We start from the raw sequence: 18512 nt of genomic DNA, 5'->3' as shown, positions 1-18512 counted from the left end.
GAGGAGGAACAAAAGAATGGAACAAGGAACAGTAAAATGGTTTAACGCAGAAAAAGGTTTTGGGTTTATCTCACGCGAAGACGGAAGCGACGTATTCGTACACTTCTCAGCTATCCAAGGTGATGGTTTCAAAACTTTAGAAGAAGGTCAAGCAGTGACTTTTGATGTTGAAGATTCAGACCGTGGCCCTCAAGCAGTTAACGTAGAAAAAAACTAATAAAAAATAATCCAAAAACACCTAACGCATGTTAGGTGTTTTTTTGTTATAAAAAAATAGAGAAGAAAAATGGACAAACATTTTTCTTCTCTATTAAAAGAGCTTTATTGATCACTAACTGTGGCAGTCATAATCATTGGCAGAATCATTGGATGACGTTCTGTTTGTTCAAACAAGAAAGGCTGTAAAGCGGTCGTCATGGCTTCGCCTAATTTTGCTTCTGTACAGTTTTTATCTTTCATTGCTTCACGTAGAGCATTGAATAAAAGACGTTGGCCTTCATGAATCATATCACCAGACTCACGCATGTAGACAAAACCACGTGAAAGAATGTCTGGACCAGCCATAATTTCTTTATTTTTAATATCAACCGTTGCTACCGCCAGAACTAAACCTTCTTCAGATAAGATGCGACGATCCCGTAAAACGACATTTCCGATATCACCGACACCATTTCCATCAACGTACACGTCGTTAGCGTTGAAGTGACCAGCAGGACGTGCGCTATCAGCCGTTAAAGCTAAGACATCGCCGTTGCCCATGATAAAGCAATTTTCTTCAGGAACCCCTGTATCTTGAGCGAGCGAAGCATGGATTTTTAACATTCTGAATTCACCATGAACAGGCATGAAATATTTAGGCTTCATCAAGCGAAGCATTAATTTTTGCTCTTCTTGTCCACCGTGACCAGAAGTATGGATATTATTGATTTTTCCATGGATAACTTCCGCACCAGCTTCAGATAATAAGTTAATTAAACGGTTAACACTTGTCGTATTTCCAGGAATTGGTGAGCTTGAGAAAACAACCGTATCGCCTGGTTGAATACTAATTTGGCGATGTGTACCATTAGCAATCCGACTAAGCGCGGCCATAGGTTCTCCTTGCGAGCCAGTACATAAAATCATTGTTTCATTTGCTGGCAATTGATTCAGTTCCGACGCATCGACAAACGTTCCCTTTGGCACTTTGATGTAGCCTAAGCGTTCGCCATTGACAATGGCATTTTCCATGCTACGACCAAAAACAGCAATTTTACGACCTGTTTTCACGGCTGCATCAGCAGCTTGTTGTAAACGGAAAATGTTTGAAGCAAAACTGGCAAAGATAATCCGACCATCAATTTTTTCAAAGATTTTTAAAATAGAGGTACCAATTGTTTTTTCGGATTTTGTAAAGGTCGGTATTTCAGCATTGGTACTATCCGAAAGAAGACAAAGGACGCCTTCTTCACCTAATTTCGCCATTCTGTGCAAGTTGGCTGGCTCGCCAACGGGTGTAAAGTCAAACTTAAAGTCGCCTGTTGCAACAACGTTACCAGAAGGCGTTTTAACCACAACGCCCAAGGCATCCGGAATACTGTGAGTCGTCCGGAAAAAGCTAATCGCTGTTTTTCTAAAACGAATCACCGTGTCTTCATTAATTTCGTGTAATTCCGCTTCTCGCAATAAACCATGTTCATCCAGTTTGTTGGTAATTAAAGCCAAGGCTAGTGGTCCCGCATAGATTGGGATATTCGCTTGACGCAAAAGATAAGGAACGCCACCAATATGGTCTTCATGACCGTGGGTAATAACGAGTGCTTTGACTTTATGCAAATTTTGAACGATGTAGCTATAATCTGGAATCACGTAGTCAATCCCAAGTAAATCATCTTCTGGGAATTTGATCCCAGCATCAATAATGATAATTTCATCTTGGAATTGTACCCCATATGTGTTTTTTCCAATTTCGCCTAAACCACCGATTGCAAAAACGCCAGTTTCGTTATTTTTTATGTTTACTTTCATGTTAAAACTCCGTTAGAGTGAAGTCCGCATGTTCTTGCTCGTAAGCAAGATGTTTTTCGTCTAATAATTGAACGTATTCAATATTGTATGGGGTATTTTCTTCAACTAATTGGCGCACGATTACATCGCTATCGGCTTCCATGTAAAGAGATTTTGTGTCTTCTCTTTTTGGGTTTCTGATTTTTGTTTCTTGATAGTATACTTTGTAAATCATCGATTCATTTCTCCTTCAGCTACTAATAGTAGCAATTTATAGTTTTTTTCATTTTAAGACAGAAAATTAAACACAACAAAACGAGGTGCTGATCACCTAAAAAAGAATGCTCATCAAAAACATCTGTTAATGATGAAATGAAGCCTCGACTTTGCTTCATTCTGGGTATTTGATTTTATGTGTTCTTTTTCAACCGTCCCGTGTGTTGTGAATAACAACAATTAAGCTTATTTTATCATAGAATGATAAGGAAGTATAGAAACACTCACTGGACTTTTAAAAAAAACAAACTTCTTGTTTCGCCTTATTCTTGATCAAGTTCGAGTGTCTTTTTTTTAGGACGCCAATACCAACTTAAGCCAATCACGTGGGCTAAATAAACAATCGCTAAAGTCGTAGTCATCAACGTATTTCGGACAATTAAACAAGGAATGGCAAATAAAAGAAACATGGAAATAAATAGTTTCCATTTGCCTTTACGAGTAATTTTTTTCTCAAAGAAGGCTTCTTGGATATATTTTTGATAATAAGAAGAAGCTAAAAATTTGTTATAAAGTTTATCTGAACTACGCATCCAAAAAAAGGCCGTTAATAAATAAAAACCAGTGGTGGGTAAAAGCGGCAAAAAGATTCCTAACGTGCCTAAAGCAAACGTACAGGAACCGAGAAAAATGAAGAATAATTTTTTCATTCAAAGGGTCCTTTCAGTTTTTCCCAATTATGGCACAATCAAAAGGAAGTAGCAATTTTAATCGTATAAGTAAATCATTAAAATTATCTGTTTTTTAGAAAATCTAAAAGAGAAAGGATAGAAAGAGAAAGGCTGTTTTTCTAGCTAGACAGCTTGTATTACCGATTTCTTTTTGATACAGTGGGGGTACTAGAAAATTTAAAGTAAGATAAGAAGGAGATGATTAATTGAAGTTAATGTGGCGTTACACAATGCGTTATAAGAAATTACTTTTTGCTGATTTTATTTGTGTGTTTGGTTTTATTTTAATTGAATTAGGCTTGCCGACCATTTTAGCACGAATGATTGACAAAGGAATTATTCCTAGAGATATGGACTATATTTATCAGCAAGGGATTTGGATGGTTGTAATTACGATTATTGGTGTCGCAATGAATATTTTGCTGGGGTACTTTGGTGCCAGAATTACAACAAACATTGTTCGTGATATTCGTGATGATTTATTTGAAAAGATTCAAACTTTCTCACATAGTGAATATGAAAGTATTGGGGTTTCTTCCTTAATTACGCGAACTACCAATGATGCATACCAAATTATGCTCTTCATGGGAAATATTTTACGTCTTGGCTTTATGACGCCAGTTATGTTTATTGCCAGTCTTTACATGGTGATGCGGACGAGTCCGTCGTTAGGAATGTACGTTTTAGGTGCCTTGCCTTTTCTACTGCTAGCCGTTGTCGGAATTGCTCGTTTGTCAGAACCGTTATCTAAAAAGCAACAAAAGAACCTAGATGGCATCAATGGGATTTTAAGAGAAAATCTTTCTGGATTGCGGGTAATACGCGCATTTGTTAATGAAAAATTTGAAGAATCTCGTTTTAATAAAGTCAATGAAACTTACACTAAAAGTTCAAAAAGTCTGTTTCGTTTAATGGCAGCAGCCCAACCAGGTTTCTTTTTCTTATTTAATATTGTGATGGTCTTAATCATTTGGAGCGGGACTGTTCAAATCAGCCATGGGGATTTAGAAGTTGGGAATTTAATTGCTTTTATTGAATATATTTTCCATGCGCTGTTCTCGTTTATGTTATTTGCCAGTGTCTTTATGATGTATCCTCGGGCTGCAGTTTCGGCTTCACGGATTCAAGAAGCCTTAGATATGGAACCAGCTATTCGTGAAGAAGAAGGCGTAACAGAAACAGCTACTAAAGGCTATCTAGAGTTTAAAAATGTAACATTTGCCTATCCTGGACATGCGGAAAGCCCAGTTATCCGCAATGTAAGTTTTAAGGCATCGCCTGGTGAAACAGTGGCTTTTATCGGGAGCACAGGTAGTGGGAAATCAACATTAATTCAATTGATTCCGCGGTTTTATGATGTATCAGAAGGTGAAATTTTAATTGATGGAGTCAACGTAAAAGAGTACAAACTTAGCGCATTACGCAATAAGATTGGCTATATTCCCCAAAAAGCGTTACTTTTTACTGGTACAATTGCTGACAATCTTCGCTACGGTAAGGAAGATGCGACGTTAGAAGAAATGGAACGAGCAATTGACATTGCTCAAGCAACAGAATTTGTGTCGCAAAAACCGCAAGGCTATGATGAGCCTCTTTCAGAAGGTGGCACGAACTTTTCTGGTGGTCAAAAACAACGTTTAGCTATCGCACGGGCGATTATTCGCAATCCAGAAATTTATATATTTGATGATAGTTTTTCTGCGTTGGATTATCAAACAGATGCAAATTTACGAGCGCGTCTGAAAAAAGAAACAACAGAATCTACTGTTTTAATTGTGGCACAACGTGTTGGAACAATTATGCATGCGGACCGCATTGTTGTTTTAAACGAAGGCGACGTGGTCGGAATTGGCACACATCGTGAATTACTTGAGACTTGTCCAATTTACTATGATATTGCGGCTTCTCAATTGTCAGAGGAGGAATTAGCATGAAACACGCCTTTTCTTCTATGAAACGAATCGGTCGCTATATTAAACCGTACCGGGTGACGTTTTATTTAGTTATTTTATTTACAATATTAACCGTTGCCTTTAATGCAGCGTTGCCTTATTTGACTGGATTACCAACGACAGAAATTAGCCGTAATATTGCGGCCGGCGAATCCATCAATTTTGATTATGTAATCCAATGTTTAATTTGGATTTTAGTTGTGGGCACAGGTTATTGTGTGGCACAATTTTTGTCAGGCTTTTTAATGACGAATGTCGTTCAACAATCCATGCGCGATTTACGTCGCGATATTGAAGAAAAAATCAACCGTTTACCAGTTTCTTATTTTGATAAGAACCAACAAGGAAATATTTTGTCACGGGTGACGAACGATGTGGATGCTGTCAGCAATGCGATGCAACAAAGTTTTATCAATATTGTTTCAGCAGTCTTAGGGATTGTGATGGCGGTAGTGATGATGTTTTTAATCAATCCGCTGATGGCGATTTTTTCAGTGATTATGATTCCGTTGTCTCTGATTATTTCCAGAACAATTGTTAAAATCTCCCAGAAATATTTCCAAGGAATGCAAAATTCTTTAGGAGAATTAAATGGTTATGTCCAAGAAAATATGACTGGGTTCAGTGTCTTAAAACTATATGGTCGGGAAAAAGAAACCCTTGAAGGCTTTAAACAAGTCAATCATCGTTTAAATGGTTTTGGTTTCAAAGCCTCCTTTATCTCAGGATTAATGTTGCCATTGGTTCAAATGACCGCTTATGGGACCTATATCGGTGTAGCTGTCCTTGGTAGTTACTATGTGGTTGCTGGTGTGATCGTAGTGGGGCAATTACAAGCGTTTATTCAATATATTTGGCAAATTAGCCAACCAATGGGGAATATTACGCAGTTGTCTGCAGCTTTACAAAGCGCTTCAGCTTCGACCATGCGGATTTTTGAAATCCTAGATGAACCAGAAGAAGAACTTAACGAACAAGATGTTCCTTTACCAGAACCTATTTTAGGCTCTGTTGAATTTGAAAATGTCAGCTTTAGTTATGACCCAGAAAAACCGTTAATTCGTAATTTGAACTTTAAAGTTGATGCGGGCCAAATGGTTGCGATTGTGGGACCAACTGGCGCTGGGAAAACAACCTTAATCAATTTGCTGATGCGTTTTTATGATGTAACAGAAGGCGCCATTAAAATTGATGGTATTGACACGAAAAAAATGAACCGTAGTGATGTCCGATCTGTATTTGGAATGGTATTGCAAGATGCTTGGTTGTATAAAGGTACCATTGCAGATAACATTCGTTTTGGGAAGTTAGATGCCACGGATTATGAAGTTGTGGATGCAGCGAAAACGGCCAATGTGGATCACTTCATTCGGACAATGCCAGACGGGTACGAAATGGAAATCAATTCTGAGGGAGATAACGTTTCCCTTGGTCAAAAACAATTGTTGACCATTGCCCGAGCGGTAATTTCTGATCCGAAAATTTTGATTTTAGATGAGGCGACTAGTTCAGTCGATACACGCTTGGAAGCCTTAATACAAAAAGCAATGGATCGTGTTATGGAAGGACGAACGAGTTTCGTTATTGCCCACCGCCTATCAACTATTCGTGAAGCTGATTTAATTCTTGTTATGAAACAAGGAGAAATCATTGAAAAAGGTACGCATCATGAGTTGCTGGAACAAGGTGGCTTCTATGAAAAACTATACAATAGTCAATTTGCTGAAGAAGGCGACTATGAGGAATAAAAAAACGGCTGTCTGAAAAGACAGTCGTTTTTCTTGTCTTTTTTACTATGAAAGTGAGGAATTCTTGTCTATACTTAATGAAAAGAGGTGACAGAGTTTGAAAAAAGAATATTTTATTGCTGCTAGTGCAGATGTCTATGGAAACGTACAACTAGCAAAGGATAGTAATATTTGGTTTCAGTCGGTTTTAAGAGGTGACAGTAACACAATTACCATTGGTGAAGGTAGTAATATTCAAGATGGTACGATTATTCATGTTGATGAAGATGCCCCGACAATTGTAGGAAAGTATGTAACGGTGGGCCATCAATGCATATTACACGGTTGTAAAATCGGTGATGGGGCTTTGATTGGCATGGGTTCAACGATTCTAAATAATGCTATTATTGGAGAAAACAGCCTGATCGGTGCGGGCTCTTTAGTGACAGAAGGCAAAATTATCCCACCAAATGTTTTAGCATTTGGTCGACCCGCGAAGGTTATCCGTCCGTTAACGGCAGCAGAAATAGCCAGTAATCATACGAACGCCTTACATTATATTCAACGAGCAGAAGAATTTCGCCAACAAAAATATCCGAAACTAACATAAATTTAGGAGGAAAATGATGAAGAAAATTAAAGTAATGACGGTTTTTGGAACACGGCCAGAAGCGATCAAAATGGCTCCCTTAATCAAAGTTTTAGAAGAGCAAAGTGAAGGATTTGACTCTGTAGTAGTCGTAACAGCGCAACATCGCCAAATGTTGGATCAAGTGTTAGAAGATTTTCAAATTACACCGAATCATGATTTAAATATCATGAAAGATGGGCAAACCTTAACAGATATTACAAGTCGTGTTTTGAATTTATTGACTGAGGTTCTTGTGACAGAAAAGCCGGATATTGTCTTGGTTCATGGTGATACAACCACATCATTTGCAGCTGCGTTGGCTGCTTTTTATCAACAGATTCCAGTGGGACATGTGGAAGCGGGATTGCGGACCTGGCAAAAATATTCTCCGTTTCCAGAAGAAATGAATCGTCAACTGGTAGACGTGTTAACTGATATTTATTTTGCCCCAACCACTCAAAGTAAGGACAATTTAATCAAAGAAAATCATCCGGAAGAACATATTTATGTGACTGGCAATACAGCGATTGATGCGATGGCGTACACTGTTGAGGCCCACTATCAAAATGATTTATTGGAAAAAATCCCTACAGCCCAACGCATCGTGCTAATTACAATGCATCGTCGTGAAAATTTAGGCATGCCTATGGCAAATGTATTTAAAGCTGTTCGCCGACTTGTTATGGAACATCCAGAAATTGAAGTCATTTTCCCCATGCACAAAAATCCCAAAGTCCGTGAAATAGTAGCGGAACATTTAGGTGAATTAGCTCGTGTGCATTTAATTGAACCATTGGACGTCAAAGATTTTCAAAATTTTGCAGCGAAAAGTGCGTTAATTTTAACTGATTCTGGGGGTGTGCAAGAAGAAGCTCCTTCCTTAGGTGTGCCAGTTTTAGTTTTACGAGACACCACGGAACGTCCAGAAGGCGTAGCGGCTGGAACGTTGAAATTGGTCGGTACAGACGAACAAGTAGTGTATCAAGAGGCTAAAACATTGTTGACTGATTCTGATGCTTACCACGCGATGGCGCATGCACAAAATCCATATGGGGATGGTCAAGCTAGCCGCCGAATTGTCGAAGCCATTGCTTATGAAATGCAGCAATCAGATAAAAAACCAGATACGTTTACAGCAAAATAAATAAAAAGGCAGAGAAGCGCTGAAAAATGTGCTTCTTTTGCGTATCTTATTTTTGAAGAATCAATTAGAAAAAAATGCTAGAAAGTAGTGAAGTGAAGATGTATCAAACGATTTTATTTGATTTGGATGGCACAATTACGGATTCTGGTAGCGGCATTATGCGTTCTATTTTGTACGCAACAGAACAATTAGGCTGGCCAGCTCCTAGCGAGGAGACGTTACGTTCTTTCATAGGGCCGCCTTTATACGAGTCGTTTTTGCACGTGGCGCCTTCAGCTGAAGCAGCGCAACAAGCCGTGGATTATTATCGAGAGTATTATCAGAAAAAAGGCATGTTTGAAAATCATGTGTATCCAGGGATTCCTGAAGTGTTAACGAGGTTAAAGGAAGCGGGAGCAAAGTTATACGTTGCGACTTCCAAGCCAGAAGAGTTTGCTAAAAAGATTATTACTCATTTTGATTTAGATCGTTATTTCACAGGCATCTATGGAGCGAGCATGGACGGTCAACGCTCTAAAAAAGCAGATGTGATTCAGTATGCATTAACGGAAGCTCAATTAGACCCAACCAAAGAAGCGATTATCATGGTTGGTGATCGCAACCATGACATTCTTGGTGCCCGACAAAATGGCTTAGATAGTATAGGTGTTTTGTATGGATTTGGCGAAGAGACAGAATTACAAGAGGCAGGAGCGAGATTCCTAGCGCAATCGCCTAAAGACTTAGGCGTTATTTTGCTGCAAAATCCTTAATAGAAAATGGATTTTCGAAAATTTAGAAGGATTTTAAGATTTATTATCGTTTCAATAGAAAAGCGCCATCATAGGCTTTAAACGTTGTCAATGATGAATTTTTTATCGGGGAATGACGGTCTTTTTATTAAAAACATTTAATTTTAAAGAGGTTTCATGTATAATAGTTTCAGTCATAAACGATAGAATAGTAAGGAGGGTTAGTTTTGGCTAATGATAACCAAAATAACCAAGATCCCAAATCTTCGCTTAGAGATCAAGTAACTGGGTCTTTAAAAGGCAGAAATGATGGCGATCAACCTGATTCCTCTGAAAAAAATGATAGGTCTCCCCAACCTTCATCTGATGAATCACAAGAAACAGCGAGCCGCACAACACAAACACGTGCAGGTTCTAGAGCTGCTCGAAGACGTGGGAAAGACAAGACAACGCAGACAGTCGAAGAACCAACCCCGATTGAAACAGACGAAAAGCCAACAAATACAAAAAAACAAACACGTAAAAAAGAAGATCGTTTAGTCGGTCGTATTGTGTTAATTGTAGTTTCTGTATTGGTTTTAATGATGGCAATCTTTGGGTTTACTTTTTATAAATATGTAGATGCTGGGTTACAACCACTAGACAAGAACAATAAGAAGCTTGTTCAAGTGCATATTCCAGAAGGATCTTCTAATAAGCAAATTGCTGCAGTTTTAGAAGAAAGCAACGTTATTAAAAGCGGCATGGTTTTTAACTACTACGTAAAATTTAAAAACTTAACAGATTTTCAAGCGGGCTATTATCAAATGTCTCCAAGCATGACACTCGATGAAATTGGTGAAATGCTAAAAGAAGGAGGCACGCCAGAACCAACTAAAATCGCAGATGGCAAAGTAACGATTCCTGAAGGCTACGATATAGATAAAATTGGCGAAGCCATTGAAAAAAATACGGATTTCAAGAAAGCAGATTTCATTGCATTAATGAAAAACGAAGACTTCTTCAATCAAATGAAGGCTAAGTATCCTGATTTACTTGAAAGTGCTGCAACCGCAGAAGGTGTTCGTTATCGCTTAGAAGGCTATTTGTTCCCAGCAACTTATGATTACTACAAAAAAGCAACACTTCCTGAATTTGTCGAACAGATGATTGCTAAAATGAACACGGTAATGGAACAATATACGCCGACAATTCACGCAAAGAATTTAACCAATCAGCAGGTCTTAACGTTAGCTTCACTGGTTGAAAAAGAAGGAGTCAAAGAAGCGGACCGCAAACAAATTGCGCAAGTATTCTTTAACCGCTTAGCTGCTGATATGCCAATCCAATCAGATATTTCTATTTTGTATGCTCTAGGAGAACACAAAGAAACTGTGACGTATGCTGATTTGGAAGTGGACTCGTCTTATAACTTGTATAAAAATACTGGTTATGGACCAGGACCGTTAGATAGCCCAAGTGAGGAGTCAATTAAAGCAGTCTTGAATCCGACACCAAGTGACTATTTATACTTTGTAGCAGATATTTCTACAGGAAAAGTATACTTCTCAAAAACATATGAAGAACATCAAGTGTTAGTAGATCAGTATGTCAATAATTCAAGTAGTGAATAAAATTAAAACATAAAAGAGCTTGGTGAATCAATTTTGCATGATTCACCAAGCTTTTAGATACTCAAAAAGCAATCTGTTTAACAGAGTGAAAGAGTAGCAACTAGAAATTTATATAAATAAAATTTAGCAAAATCACAAAATTTCAATAATTATATTTACAATTTAGAAAAAGCGTGGTACTCTTTTGTGGATTGAAAGCGGAATTTTTTTCAATAACCAACCAAGAACTACGTATCGTTAAGCGAAAAAGGAGAATTAACATGGTAGAAAAAGTATATCCAATGACTCTTGAAGGAAAAGAAAAATTAGAACAAGAGCTAGAAGAATTAAAAACAATTAAACGTAAAGAAATCGTAGAGCGTATTAAAATCGCTCGTAGCTTTGGGGATCTTTCAGAGAACTCAGAGTATGAATCAGCTAAAGATGAACAAGCTTTCGTTGAAGGACGGATTACAACGTTAGAAAATATGATTCGTTTTGCAGAAATCATCGATAATGATGGCGTTGACCAAGACGAAGTTTCCATCGGTAAAACAGTTACTTTCCAAGAATTACCTGATGGAGAAGAAGAGGAATACACAATCGTAGGAAGTGCCGAAGCCGATCCGTTTTCTGGTAAAATTTCTAACGATTCACCGATTGCGCAAGCCTTAATTGGTAAACAATTAGGCGACCAAGTAATTATTGCGACACCTGGTGGCGACATGACAGTTAAAATTACCAAAGTTGAAGCAAACTAAATAATTGAGTAGGGCAGGCAGCTTCTAAGGCCTGTCCTTTCGCAATCTATGACATTTAGGGCTAAAGTCCTATGGTAACCTGAGGCGCAAACCACTATGATTAAATAAAATAAACGAGTAAAATAAATGACATAAGGGAGGAGGCAAATCTATGAATAACCCTTGGCGCTTTTTTATCGTCGCAGAAGCATTACTTTTTATTCTAGCGTTATGGCAAATTGTACATAATCCTGGATTAGCTGTTTTATTAACAATTGGCGTTTTACTTGTTGCCTATGTTTCCAGGAAAGCATCTAAAACACATTTTAACAACTTTCAATTCGTCCTTGGCATTGTTTTTATTGTCATTGGCGCAATGAACAGCACGGCTGTTTGGTTTATGTTGATTTTTGGCGTACTCTTTATCGGCTTAAAAGGCTTTGAGATTTCAGGCGTGGATATAGCTGAGCGAGCACCTTGGCGTAAAAAACAAATGATTATGGTGGAAACGGCGGCCAAAGAACCGAAAAATGGCAAACGATTTAAACGCCGTTGGTTTGCCAACGAACGTATTGGCAACAATATCTATGAATGGGACGACATCAATATTGATTTAATCTCTGGGGATACTATTATTGATTTAGGCAATACGCTACTTCCGAAAGAAGATAATATTATTATTATTCGTAAAGGTTTTGGCCGCACGCGAATTCTAGTGCCGTTAGGTGTAGCTATTTTGTTAGAACATTCAACGTTTTACGGAACAGTGCGTTTTGAAGAAGAAAAATATCAATTGAAAAACGAATCATTAAAAATTTACAGCAATGATTATGATACCAATCTTCGTCGTTTGAAAATTATGACGAACACTTTAGTAGGAGATGTTGAGGTGATCCGTGTATGACCGATCGGATTTCAAGACGCATGATTTCATTATATGCGTCCCTTAGCACCTTTATTGTTATTTTAATTACCTTGTTTTCATATTTTCATTCAATTAAACAAAACCGGTGGCTCTTAGAACTTCTTCAGAGAAAAGTCTTTTATCTGCCACTAATTGTGCATATTGTTCTTATATCCTTACTAATAGGCTTATTGACCTTTTTACTGATTTCGTTGGTCCAAAAAGGCCAATATGGACGGATTGAAGAAAAACTTCGGTTATTAGCCAATGGCAATTATGAAAGTCCAGTCTTAAACAAACCAATGACTAGTGAAAATCAAGACCATTATCTAATCGAAGTCGAACAAGATATTTGGTCGATTAAAAACAAATTATTAGAGATGTCTAAAGAATTGCAATTATTAAACAGTCGACCGCAATTAATGGATGGGCAAACAAAAGAAGAAATTTTAGAGAACGAGCGGCATCGTTTGGCACGGGAGTTGCATGATTCAGTCAGTCAACAACTTTTTGCAGCCATGATGATGTTGTCTGCCTTAAATGAACAAGCACAACGAACAGAAACCCCTGAACCATATCGTAAACAACTAGCCATGGTGGCAGAAATCATTAATGCCTCCCAATCGGAAATGCGCGCGTTACTATTACACTTGCGTCCTATTAGTCTAGAAGGGAAAAGTTTGCGTAAAGGCATTGAACAATTATTGAAAGAACTACAAACAAAAATTAAAATTGAATTGATTTGGGATGTTGAAGATGTTCATTTAAATAGCAGCATTGAGGATCATCTTTTCCGAATTGTTCAGGAATTACTTTCAAATACCTTAAGACATGCCAAAGCAAAAGAATTAGAGGTATACTTACACCAAGTCGATAAAAATGTTTTATTGCGCATTGTTGATGATGGTGTCGGCTTTGATATGAAGGAACAAAGTAATAAGGCCGGTAGTTATGGCTTAAATAATATTCGAGAACGTGTTGTCGGCATGGGCGGTACAGTTAAAATTATTAGTTTTAAAGGGCAGGGAACCAGCGTTGAAATTAAAGTTCCTGTCATAAAGGAGGAAACTGCAAGTGATCAAAGTAATGTTAGTGGATGACCATGAAATGGTCCGTTTAGGCGTTTCATCATATTTATCTATTCAAGAGGATATAGAAGTCGTAGGCGAAGCAGAAAACGGTAAGATTGGCTATGAAAAAGCATTGGAACTACGTCCAGATGTTATTTTGATGGACTTGGTAATGGAAGAAATGGACGGCATTGATTCAACAAAAGCGATTTTGAAAGATTGGCCAGAAGCCAAGATTATTATTGTGACGAGTTTTATTGATGATGAAAAAGTGTATCCGGCAATTGAAGCTGGTGCAGCGGGCTACCTATTAAAAACATCAACAGCACATGAGATTGCTGATGCGATTCGGGCGACTTATCGCGGAGAGCGTGTGTTGGAACCTGAAGTGACGCATAAGATGATGGAACGGTTAACAAAAAAACAAGAGCCGGTGCTACACGAAGATTTGACAAACCGAGAACACGAAATTTTAATGCTGATTGCACAAGGTAAAAGTAATCAGGAAATTGCTGATGAACTCTTTATCACTTTGAAAACAGTTAAAACACATGTTTCAAACATTTTAGCAAAACTAGATGTGGATGATCGGACCCAAGCGGCGATTTATGCATTTCAACACGGTTTAGCCAAATAAATATCAGATAAATCCATAAATAAATTCTAGGAAATCCTTCTAGGAATTTATTTATGGATTTGTTATACTAATTTTAACGAACAGACAGGAGCGGTCAGAAGAAATGAAACAAAATTTTGCAATTATTGGTTTAGGACGTTTTGGCGGCAGCATATGCCAAACTTTGGTGGAAGCTGGTCAAGAAGTTTTGGCCATTGACAGCAGTGAAGACCGTGTCAATGAATATATGAATATTGCAACGCATGCAGTGGTGGCTAACGCCCAAGATGAAATGACGTTGCGTTCTTTAGGGATTCGGAATTTTGATCACGTAGTGGTGGCGATTGGTGAAGATATTCAAGCGAGTATTTTAGTGACACTAATGGTTAAAGAGATGGGGGTTCCCAATGTCTTAGCCAAAGCAGTCAATGAATATCATGCCCGTGTCTTAGATAAAATTGGGGCAGACATGGTCGTTCACCCAGAGCGGGATATGGGTATTCGAATTGCTCACAAACTTGTTTCACGCAATATTTTAGATTATATTGAATTATCTAGCGAATTTTCATTAGCTGAGGTTCGGGTCACCAATCCTAAATTTTACAATAAAACCTTAGCAGAATTAAATTTCCGTCAACGATTTGGTTTAACTGTGGTAGCGATTCGCCGCTCGAAAACAGAAGTAATTGCTTCGCCAGATGCTTCTGAAATTGTTCGAGAAAACGACAATTTATTAGTTATCGGTGATACCGCAGATGTTGATTTATTAGATGAAAAAATGAATGGCTAAGCACTTTATTCTCTAAAAGCACTGCGCTGTGCTACAATAAATGGCGACAGAGATGTGAAGGAGGAACAAAGAATGAAATTAGAAGTGACACCGAAAGCCCAACAATGGTTTAAAGAAGAAACCGGGGTTCAGCCTGAGACAGGCATTCGTTTTTTCGGAAAAATTTACGGAAAAACACCTGTTCATGACGGTTTTTCCATTGCGATGTCTGTAGAAGCGCCAGATGAGCCAATGATTAAAGAGAACCTAGATGGGATTACCTATTTTATTGAAGAAACAGATGATTGGTTCTTTAAGGGGTATGATTTGATTGTTGATTATGATGAAAAGAATGATGAACCGCGTTATCAATTTGAAGCAAACCAAGAAGATTTAACAAAATAATTTTAGTGCTAAACAGAAGAGGCTGAAGTAGTGCGTAGGACTATTTCTGTTGCTTTCATTTAACCGCTAGTCAACCTGAGAAAAAATCGTTTTAGATTTTTCTCAGGTTCTTTCTATTTAAGTTATTTTTAGTTGGATATCGTTATTTAATAAGGCTATTATATGGTATAATGATAATTAACTGAAGTGTGGAGGAAATAAAATGTTATCAATTGTTGTCCCTTGTTATAATGAGGAAGCAGCGATTCCGCTGTTTTTTGAAGAAGTAGAAAAAATTAGCCAGCAACTGCCTCATTCAGTAGAATATATATTTGTGAATGATGGCTCAAAAGATAAGACATTAGCCGTTTTAAGACAGCTTTATCACGAGCATCCAGAGAAGGTACGTTATCTTTCTTTTTCACGCAATTTTGGGAAAGAAGCGGGCTTATATGCTGGCTTAAAAGAAGCAACCGGTGATCTAGTGACAGTCATGGACGTTGATTTACAAGATCCGCCTGAGTTATTACCTCAAATGATTGAGATGATTGAAACCAGTACAGATTTAGATTGTGTTGGAACACGCCGCATAACAAGAGACGGCGAACCGCCCATTCGTAGCTTTTTTGCACGGATGTTCTATAAACTCATTAATCGAATTGCTGAGACGGAAATGGTGGATGGTGCCCGTGACTTTCGTGTCATGACCCGCCAAATGGTCGACGCGATTTTAGAGTTATCTGAGTATAATCGTTTTTCAAAAGGAATTTTTAGTTGGGTCGGCTTTAAAACAGAATATATTGAATTTAAAAATCGAGAACGAATTGCTGGAGAAACCTCTTGGTCTTTCTGGAGTCTATTAAGTTATTCAATTGATGGGATTGTCAATTTTTCAGAAACACCATTGAATATTGCTTCATACGTTGGTGCCTTTTCATGTATTGGTTCTGCACTAGCAATGTTAGTGATTATCTTTCGAACATTAGTCAATGGTGATCCAACAAGTGGCTGGCCTTCAATGGTTTGTATTGTACTTTTTGTAGGTGGTTTGCAACTATTATGTTTAGGAATTATTGGTAAATATATCGGCAAAATTTTCTTAGAAACGAAAAAACGACCAATTTATATTGTAAAGGAATCAGAAAAAGATTCTAAAAAATAAACAAAAAAGCAGAGAATTTTTCTCTGCTTTTTTGTTATATGTTAAAAAAATATGAACAAGCTTTTCAGAAAAACAACATTTTTTACATAAAAAATACATTAACTTTACCTATTTTTATCTTAATGAAACAGGTTTGCTCTCGCGGTTGTAAGAAATAAATGTTAAAATCAAAAAGTATGCTATTAAATGTTTTTTTGGAGGTTGGGTCATGATAGAAGTTATCGACTTGAAAAAAGTATTCGATAATGGGTTTGAAGCGTTAAAATCGGTCAATTTTACGATTGAGCAGGGGGACTTGGTTTGTTTGTTAGGACCAAGTGGGTGTGGTAAATCCACGATTTTAAACTTAATTGCAGGTTTGTTACATCCAAGTGATGGAGATATTCAGTTTCGACAGCAATCGGTTGTCAAAACAGCACCAAAAGATCGGAACATTGGGTTTGTTTTTCAAAACTATGCCTTATATCCACATATGACTGTTCTAGAAAATGTGATGTTTCCTTTGACGGTAGGGAGTAAGAAAATTCCTAAGGCAGAGGCACAAGCTATTGCCGAAGAATATATGAAACTGACGAATATTGAAGAGTTAAGTCATAAAAAGCCAGGCACACTTTCTGGTGGTCAACAACAGCGTGTTGCGATTACCCGGGCGTTAGTTCAAAAACCAGATGTTTTATTATTAGATGAGCCTTTAAGTAACTTGGATGCACGTTTGCGTTTGAAAATTCGTGAAGAAATCCGTCGCTTGGTGAAAGAAGTTGGCATTACAACCATCTTTGTAACGCATGATCAAGAGGAAGCGCTATCAATTAGTGATAAAATTATTTTATTAAACGAAGGGGTTATTCAACAAAATGATGAACCTCAAAACCTTTACTTAGAACCAAATAACTTATTTGTTGCTCAGTTCATAGGTAACCCAATTATTAATTTATTGTCTGTTGAAGTGAAAGACGGCAAAATGTACCACGAAAGTTTTGAAATTCCGCTTGAGCGTTTTGAGCAAGCACGCTTTAAAATGCCAATGACTGATGGGAAATATACGTTTGCTTCTCGTCCAGAAGATGTGGTGCCAACTGAAACAGGTCTCTTTACCACAACTGCAGATTTAGTCGAATTGATTGGTCGAGAACGTATTTTACGATTTACATTAGGAAATGAACAAGTGAAATCAATTGTAAGTGTAGAAGAAGCGATTGAAGAAGGAGACACTTTATCTTTTGATTTTTCATATAAAAAAGTATTTATCTTTAACGAAGCGGGAGACCGGGTTTACTAATGAAAAAATACAATCCAGAAAATCAACCAAAAGCATGGCTCTTCCTTCTGCCATCATTAGGAATTATTTTACTGTTTAGCGTTTATCCGCTGTTTCGTTCTTTGTGGATGAGCTTCCAAAAAGGTTCCTTAATTAACCAACGTTACGCTGGTTTAGAAAATTATCAACGTGTATTGAATGATCCAATCTTTTATAAAGCGTTAAAAAATACAGCGCTCTATGCATTTGCAGTGGTACCGATTGCCTTGATAATTTCCCTAGCAATTGCTTGGATTATCTTTGAAAAAGTTAAACATAAGAGTTTCTTTGAAACGATTTTCTTTATGCCTTATGTAACGAGTACGATTGCCATTGGGATTGTCTTCCGTTACTTCTTTAATGGCGATTATGGAATTGTCAATTACGTCTTAGGATTTTTCGGCATTCCTTCTGTCAACTGGCTAGATAATGTTCAAATGAGTATGCCGACATTGATTATTTTTGGGGTTTGGACGAGTTTAGCATTTAATATTATTATTTTGTTGGCTGGGTTGAGAAATATTGATGAAGAACATTTTAAAATAGCGAAAATGTTTGGCGCCTCAAACGGCGAAATTTTTCGACGTATTACGTTTCCACAGCTAGTCCCGACCATTGCCTTTTTATTAACCGTCAATTTAATTGGCGCCTTTAAAGTTTATACACAAGTTTATGCTTTATTCGGTGGCCGTGCGGGGATTGCCAATAGTGCCACAACCGCAGTGTACTATATTTATGACAAATTCCACATTGCAGGACGTCCCGGAATTGCGATGGCAGCCACAGTGATTTTATTTGTGATTATTTTAGTGGTCACTTTCTTACAAAATAAACTCTTAAAGAAAGTGGGGCAATAAACC

The 18512-nt window shown here is 37.6% G+C and carries 19 protein-coding genes; 16 read left to right on the top strand and 3 right to left on the bottom strand.

Going from position 1 to position 18512, the window contains the following annotated elements:
* Window positions 1-16 precede the first annotated feature (16 nt).
* Entirely contained in the window at window positions 17-217 is a 201-nt protein-coding gene (locus IGL49_RS10435; protein WP_002355121.1) for a cold-shock protein, read from the top strand.
* 104 nt (window positions 218-321) lie between these two features.
* Here the strand turns inward: IGL49_RS10435 and rnjA are convergent, their stop codons facing one another.
* The 3 genes from rnjA to IGL49_RS10420 all read right to left on the bottom strand — a co-directional run bounded on the left by rnjA (window position 322) and on the right by IGL49_RS10420 (window position 2912).
* Complete coding sequence (rnjA, locus tag IGL49_RS10430) at window positions 322-2007, bottom strand: ribonuclease J1 (RefSeq protein WP_104854174.1); 1686 nt, start codon at window positions 2005-2007, stop codon at window positions 322-324.
* A 1-nt stretch (window position 2008) separates the two neighbouring features.
* Window positions 2009-2221, bottom strand: coding sequence for a DNA-directed RNA polymerase subunit epsilon (locus IGL49_RS10425; RefSeq protein WP_002355123.1), 213 nt, complete (start codon window positions 2219-2221; stop codon window positions 2009-2011).
* A gap of 304 nt (window positions 2222-2525) precedes the next feature.
* On the bottom strand, window positions 2526-2912 hold the full coding sequence (locus tag IGL49_RS10420; RefSeq protein WP_104854175.1) for a YbaN family protein: 387 nt from the start codon (window positions 2910-2912) through the stop codon (window positions 2526-2528).
* 227 nt (window positions 2913-3139) lie between these two features.
* Here IGL49_RS10420 and efrA point away from each other — a divergent pair, with 227 nt between their 5' ends.
* The 15 genes from efrA (at window position 3140) to IGL49_RS10345 (ending at window position 18509) form a co-directional block, all read left to right on the top strand.
* A complete protein-coding gene (gene efrA / locus IGL49_RS10415; protein ID WP_002414139.1) occupies window positions 3140-4867 on the top strand; it encodes a multidrug efflux ABC transporter subunit EfrA in 1728 nt (575 codons plus the stop codon).
* Window positions 4864-6633, top strand: a complete 1770-nt coding sequence (efrB, locus tag IGL49_RS10410; protein WP_104854176.1) for a multidrug efflux ABC transporter subunit EfrB — start codon at window positions 4864-4866, stop codon at window positions 6631-6633. The genes efrA and efrB overlap by 4 nt, the downstream gene beginning before the upstream one ends.
* A 97-nt stretch (window positions 6634-6730) precedes the next feature.
* Window positions 6731-7222, top strand: a complete 492-nt coding sequence (locus IGL49_RS10405; protein WP_010717715.1) for a gamma carbonic anhydrase family protein — start codon at window positions 6731-6733, stop codon at window positions 7220-7222.
* 13 nt (window positions 7223-7235) lie between these two features.
* On the top strand, window positions 7236-8387 hold the full coding sequence (wecB, locus tag IGL49_RS10400) for a non-hydrolyzing UDP-N-acetylglucosamine 2-epimerase (protein ID WP_164982990.1): 1152 nt from the start codon (window positions 7236-7238) through the stop codon (window positions 8385-8387).
* Window positions 8388-8461: 74 nt separating this feature from the next.
* Complete coding sequence (locus IGL49_RS10395) at window positions 8462-9139, top strand: HAD family hydrolase (protein ID WP_164982989.1); 678 nt, start codon at window positions 8462-8464, stop codon at window positions 9137-9139.
* A gap of 206 nt (window positions 9140-9345) precedes the next feature.
* Window positions 9346-10731 carry an endolytic transglycosylase MltG gene (mltG, locus tag IGL49_RS10390; RefSeq protein ID WP_002375722.1) on the top strand — a complete coding sequence of 462 codons (1386 nt, stop codon included), beginning with the start codon at window positions 9346-9348 and terminating at the stop codon, window positions 10729-10731.
* A 260-nt stretch (window positions 10732-10991) separates the two neighbouring features.
* Complete coding sequence (greA, locus tag IGL49_RS10385) at window positions 10992-11471, top strand: transcription elongation factor GreA (RefSeq protein ID WP_002355133.1); 480 nt, start codon at window positions 10992-10994, stop codon at window positions 11469-11471.
* A gap of 151 nt (window positions 11472-11622) precedes the next feature.
* Window positions 11623-12354, top strand: coding sequence for a cell wall-active antibiotics response protein LiaF (liaF, locus tag IGL49_RS10380; protein WP_104854179.1), 732 nt, complete (start codon window positions 11623-11625; stop codon window positions 12352-12354).
* Window positions 12351-13454 carry a sensor histidine kinase gene (locus tag IGL49_RS10375; protein ID WP_104854180.1) on the top strand — a complete coding sequence of 368 codons (1104 nt, stop codon included), beginning with the start codon at window positions 12351-12353 and terminating at the stop codon, window positions 13452-13454. Before liaF ends, IGL49_RS10375 begins: the two co-directional genes overlap by 4 nt.
* Window positions 13429-14061, top strand: a complete 633-nt coding sequence (locus IGL49_RS10370; RefSeq protein WP_002355137.1) for a response regulator — start codon at window positions 13429-13431, stop codon at window positions 14059-14061. Before IGL49_RS10375 ends, IGL49_RS10370 begins: the two co-directional genes overlap by 26 nt.
* Before the next feature lie 103 nt (window positions 14062-14164).
* Entirely contained in the window at window positions 14165-14830 is a 666-nt protein-coding gene (locus tag IGL49_RS10365; RefSeq protein ID WP_002355139.1) for a potassium channel family protein, read from the top strand.
* A 54-nt stretch (window positions 14831-14884) separates the two neighbouring features.
* Window positions 14885-15214 carry a HesB/YadR/YfhF family protein gene (locus IGL49_RS10360; protein WP_002355140.1) on the top strand — a complete coding sequence of 110 codons (330 nt, stop codon included), beginning with the start codon at window positions 14885-14887 and terminating at the stop codon, window positions 15212-15214.
* Window positions 15215-15416: 202 nt separating this feature from the next.
* Complete coding sequence (locus IGL49_RS10355; RefSeq protein WP_104854181.1) at window positions 15417-16355, top strand: glycosyltransferase family 2 protein; 939 nt, start codon at window positions 15417-15419, stop codon at window positions 16353-16355.
* A 208-nt stretch (window positions 16356-16563) separates the two neighbouring features.
* Window positions 16564-17634 (top strand): ABC transporter ATP-binding protein, encoded by a 1071-nt coding sequence (locus IGL49_RS10350; protein ID WP_164982988.1) that lies wholly within the window; start codon window positions 16564-16566, stop codon window positions 17632-17634.
* The gene (locus IGL49_RS10345) at window positions 17634-18509 is read left to right on the top strand and encodes a carbohydrate ABC transporter permease (protein ID WP_104854182.1); all 876 of its coding nucleotides are present in this window, start codon (window positions 17634-17636) and stop codon (window positions 18507-18509) included. The genes IGL49_RS10350 and IGL49_RS10345 overlap by 1 nt, the downstream gene beginning before the upstream one ends.
* Window positions 18510-18512: the final 3 nt, after the last annotated feature.

Source organism: Enterococcus sp. DIV1337a (assembly GCF_051712285.1).
GTDB lineage: Bacteria > Bacillota > Bacilli > Lactobacillales > Enterococcaceae > Enterococcus > Enterococcus faecalis.
Note: the sequence above shows the minus strand (reverse complement) of the source record. Positions and strands in the feature narration are given on the sequence as shown.

Coding starts and splice junctions, on each gene's coding strand:
- efrB (WP_104854176.1), top strand. CDS start 4,864: ATGAAACACGCCTTTTCTTCTATGAAACGAATCGGTCGCTATATTAAA.
- IGL49_RS10365 (WP_002355139.1), top strand. CDS start 14,165: ATGAAACAAAATTTTGCAATTATTGGTTTAGGACGTTTTGGCGGCAGC.
- IGL49_RS10425 (WP_002355123.1), bottom strand. CDS start 2,221: ATGATTTACAAAGTATACTATCAAGAAACAAAAATCAGAAACCCAAAA.
- IGL49_RS10355 (WP_104854181.1), top strand. CDS start 15,417: ATGTTATCAATTGTTGTCCCTTGTTATAATGAGGAAGCAGCGATTCCG.
- rnjA (WP_104854174.1), bottom strand. CDS start 2,007: ATGAAAGTAAACATAAAAAATAACGAAACTGGCGTTTTTGCAATCGGT.
- liaF (WP_104854179.1), top strand. CDS start 11,623: ATGAATAACCCTTGGCGCTTTTTTATCGTCGCAGAAGCATTACTTTTT.
- greA (WP_002355133.1), top strand. CDS start 10,992: ATGGTAGAAAAAGTATATCCAATGACTCTTGAAGGAAAAGAAAAATTA.
- wecB (WP_164982990.1), top strand. CDS start 7,236: ATGATGAAGAAAATTAAAGTAATGACGGTTTTTGGAACACGGCCAGAA.
- IGL49_RS10350 (WP_164982988.1), top strand. CDS start 16,564: ATGATAGAAGTTATCGACTTGAAAAAAGTATTCGATAATGGGTTTGAA.
- IGL49_RS10435 (WP_002355121.1), top strand. CDS start 17: ATGGAACAAGGAACAGTAAAATGGTTTAACGCAGAAAAAGGTTTTGGG.
- IGL49_RS10375 (WP_104854180.1), top strand. CDS start 12,351: ATGACCGATCGGATTTCAAGACGCATGATTTCATTATATGCGTCCCTT.
- IGL49_RS10420 (WP_104854175.1), bottom strand. CDS start 2,912: ATGAAAAAATTATTCTTCATTTTTCTCGGTTCCTGTACGTTTGCTTTA.
- IGL49_RS10395 (WP_164982989.1), top strand. CDS start 8,462: ATGCTAGAAAGTAGTGAAGTGAAGATGTATCAAACGATTTTATTTGAT.
- IGL49_RS10345 (WP_104854182.1), top strand. CDS start 17,634: ATGAAAAAATACAATCCAGAAAATCAACCAAAAGCATGGCTCTTCCTT.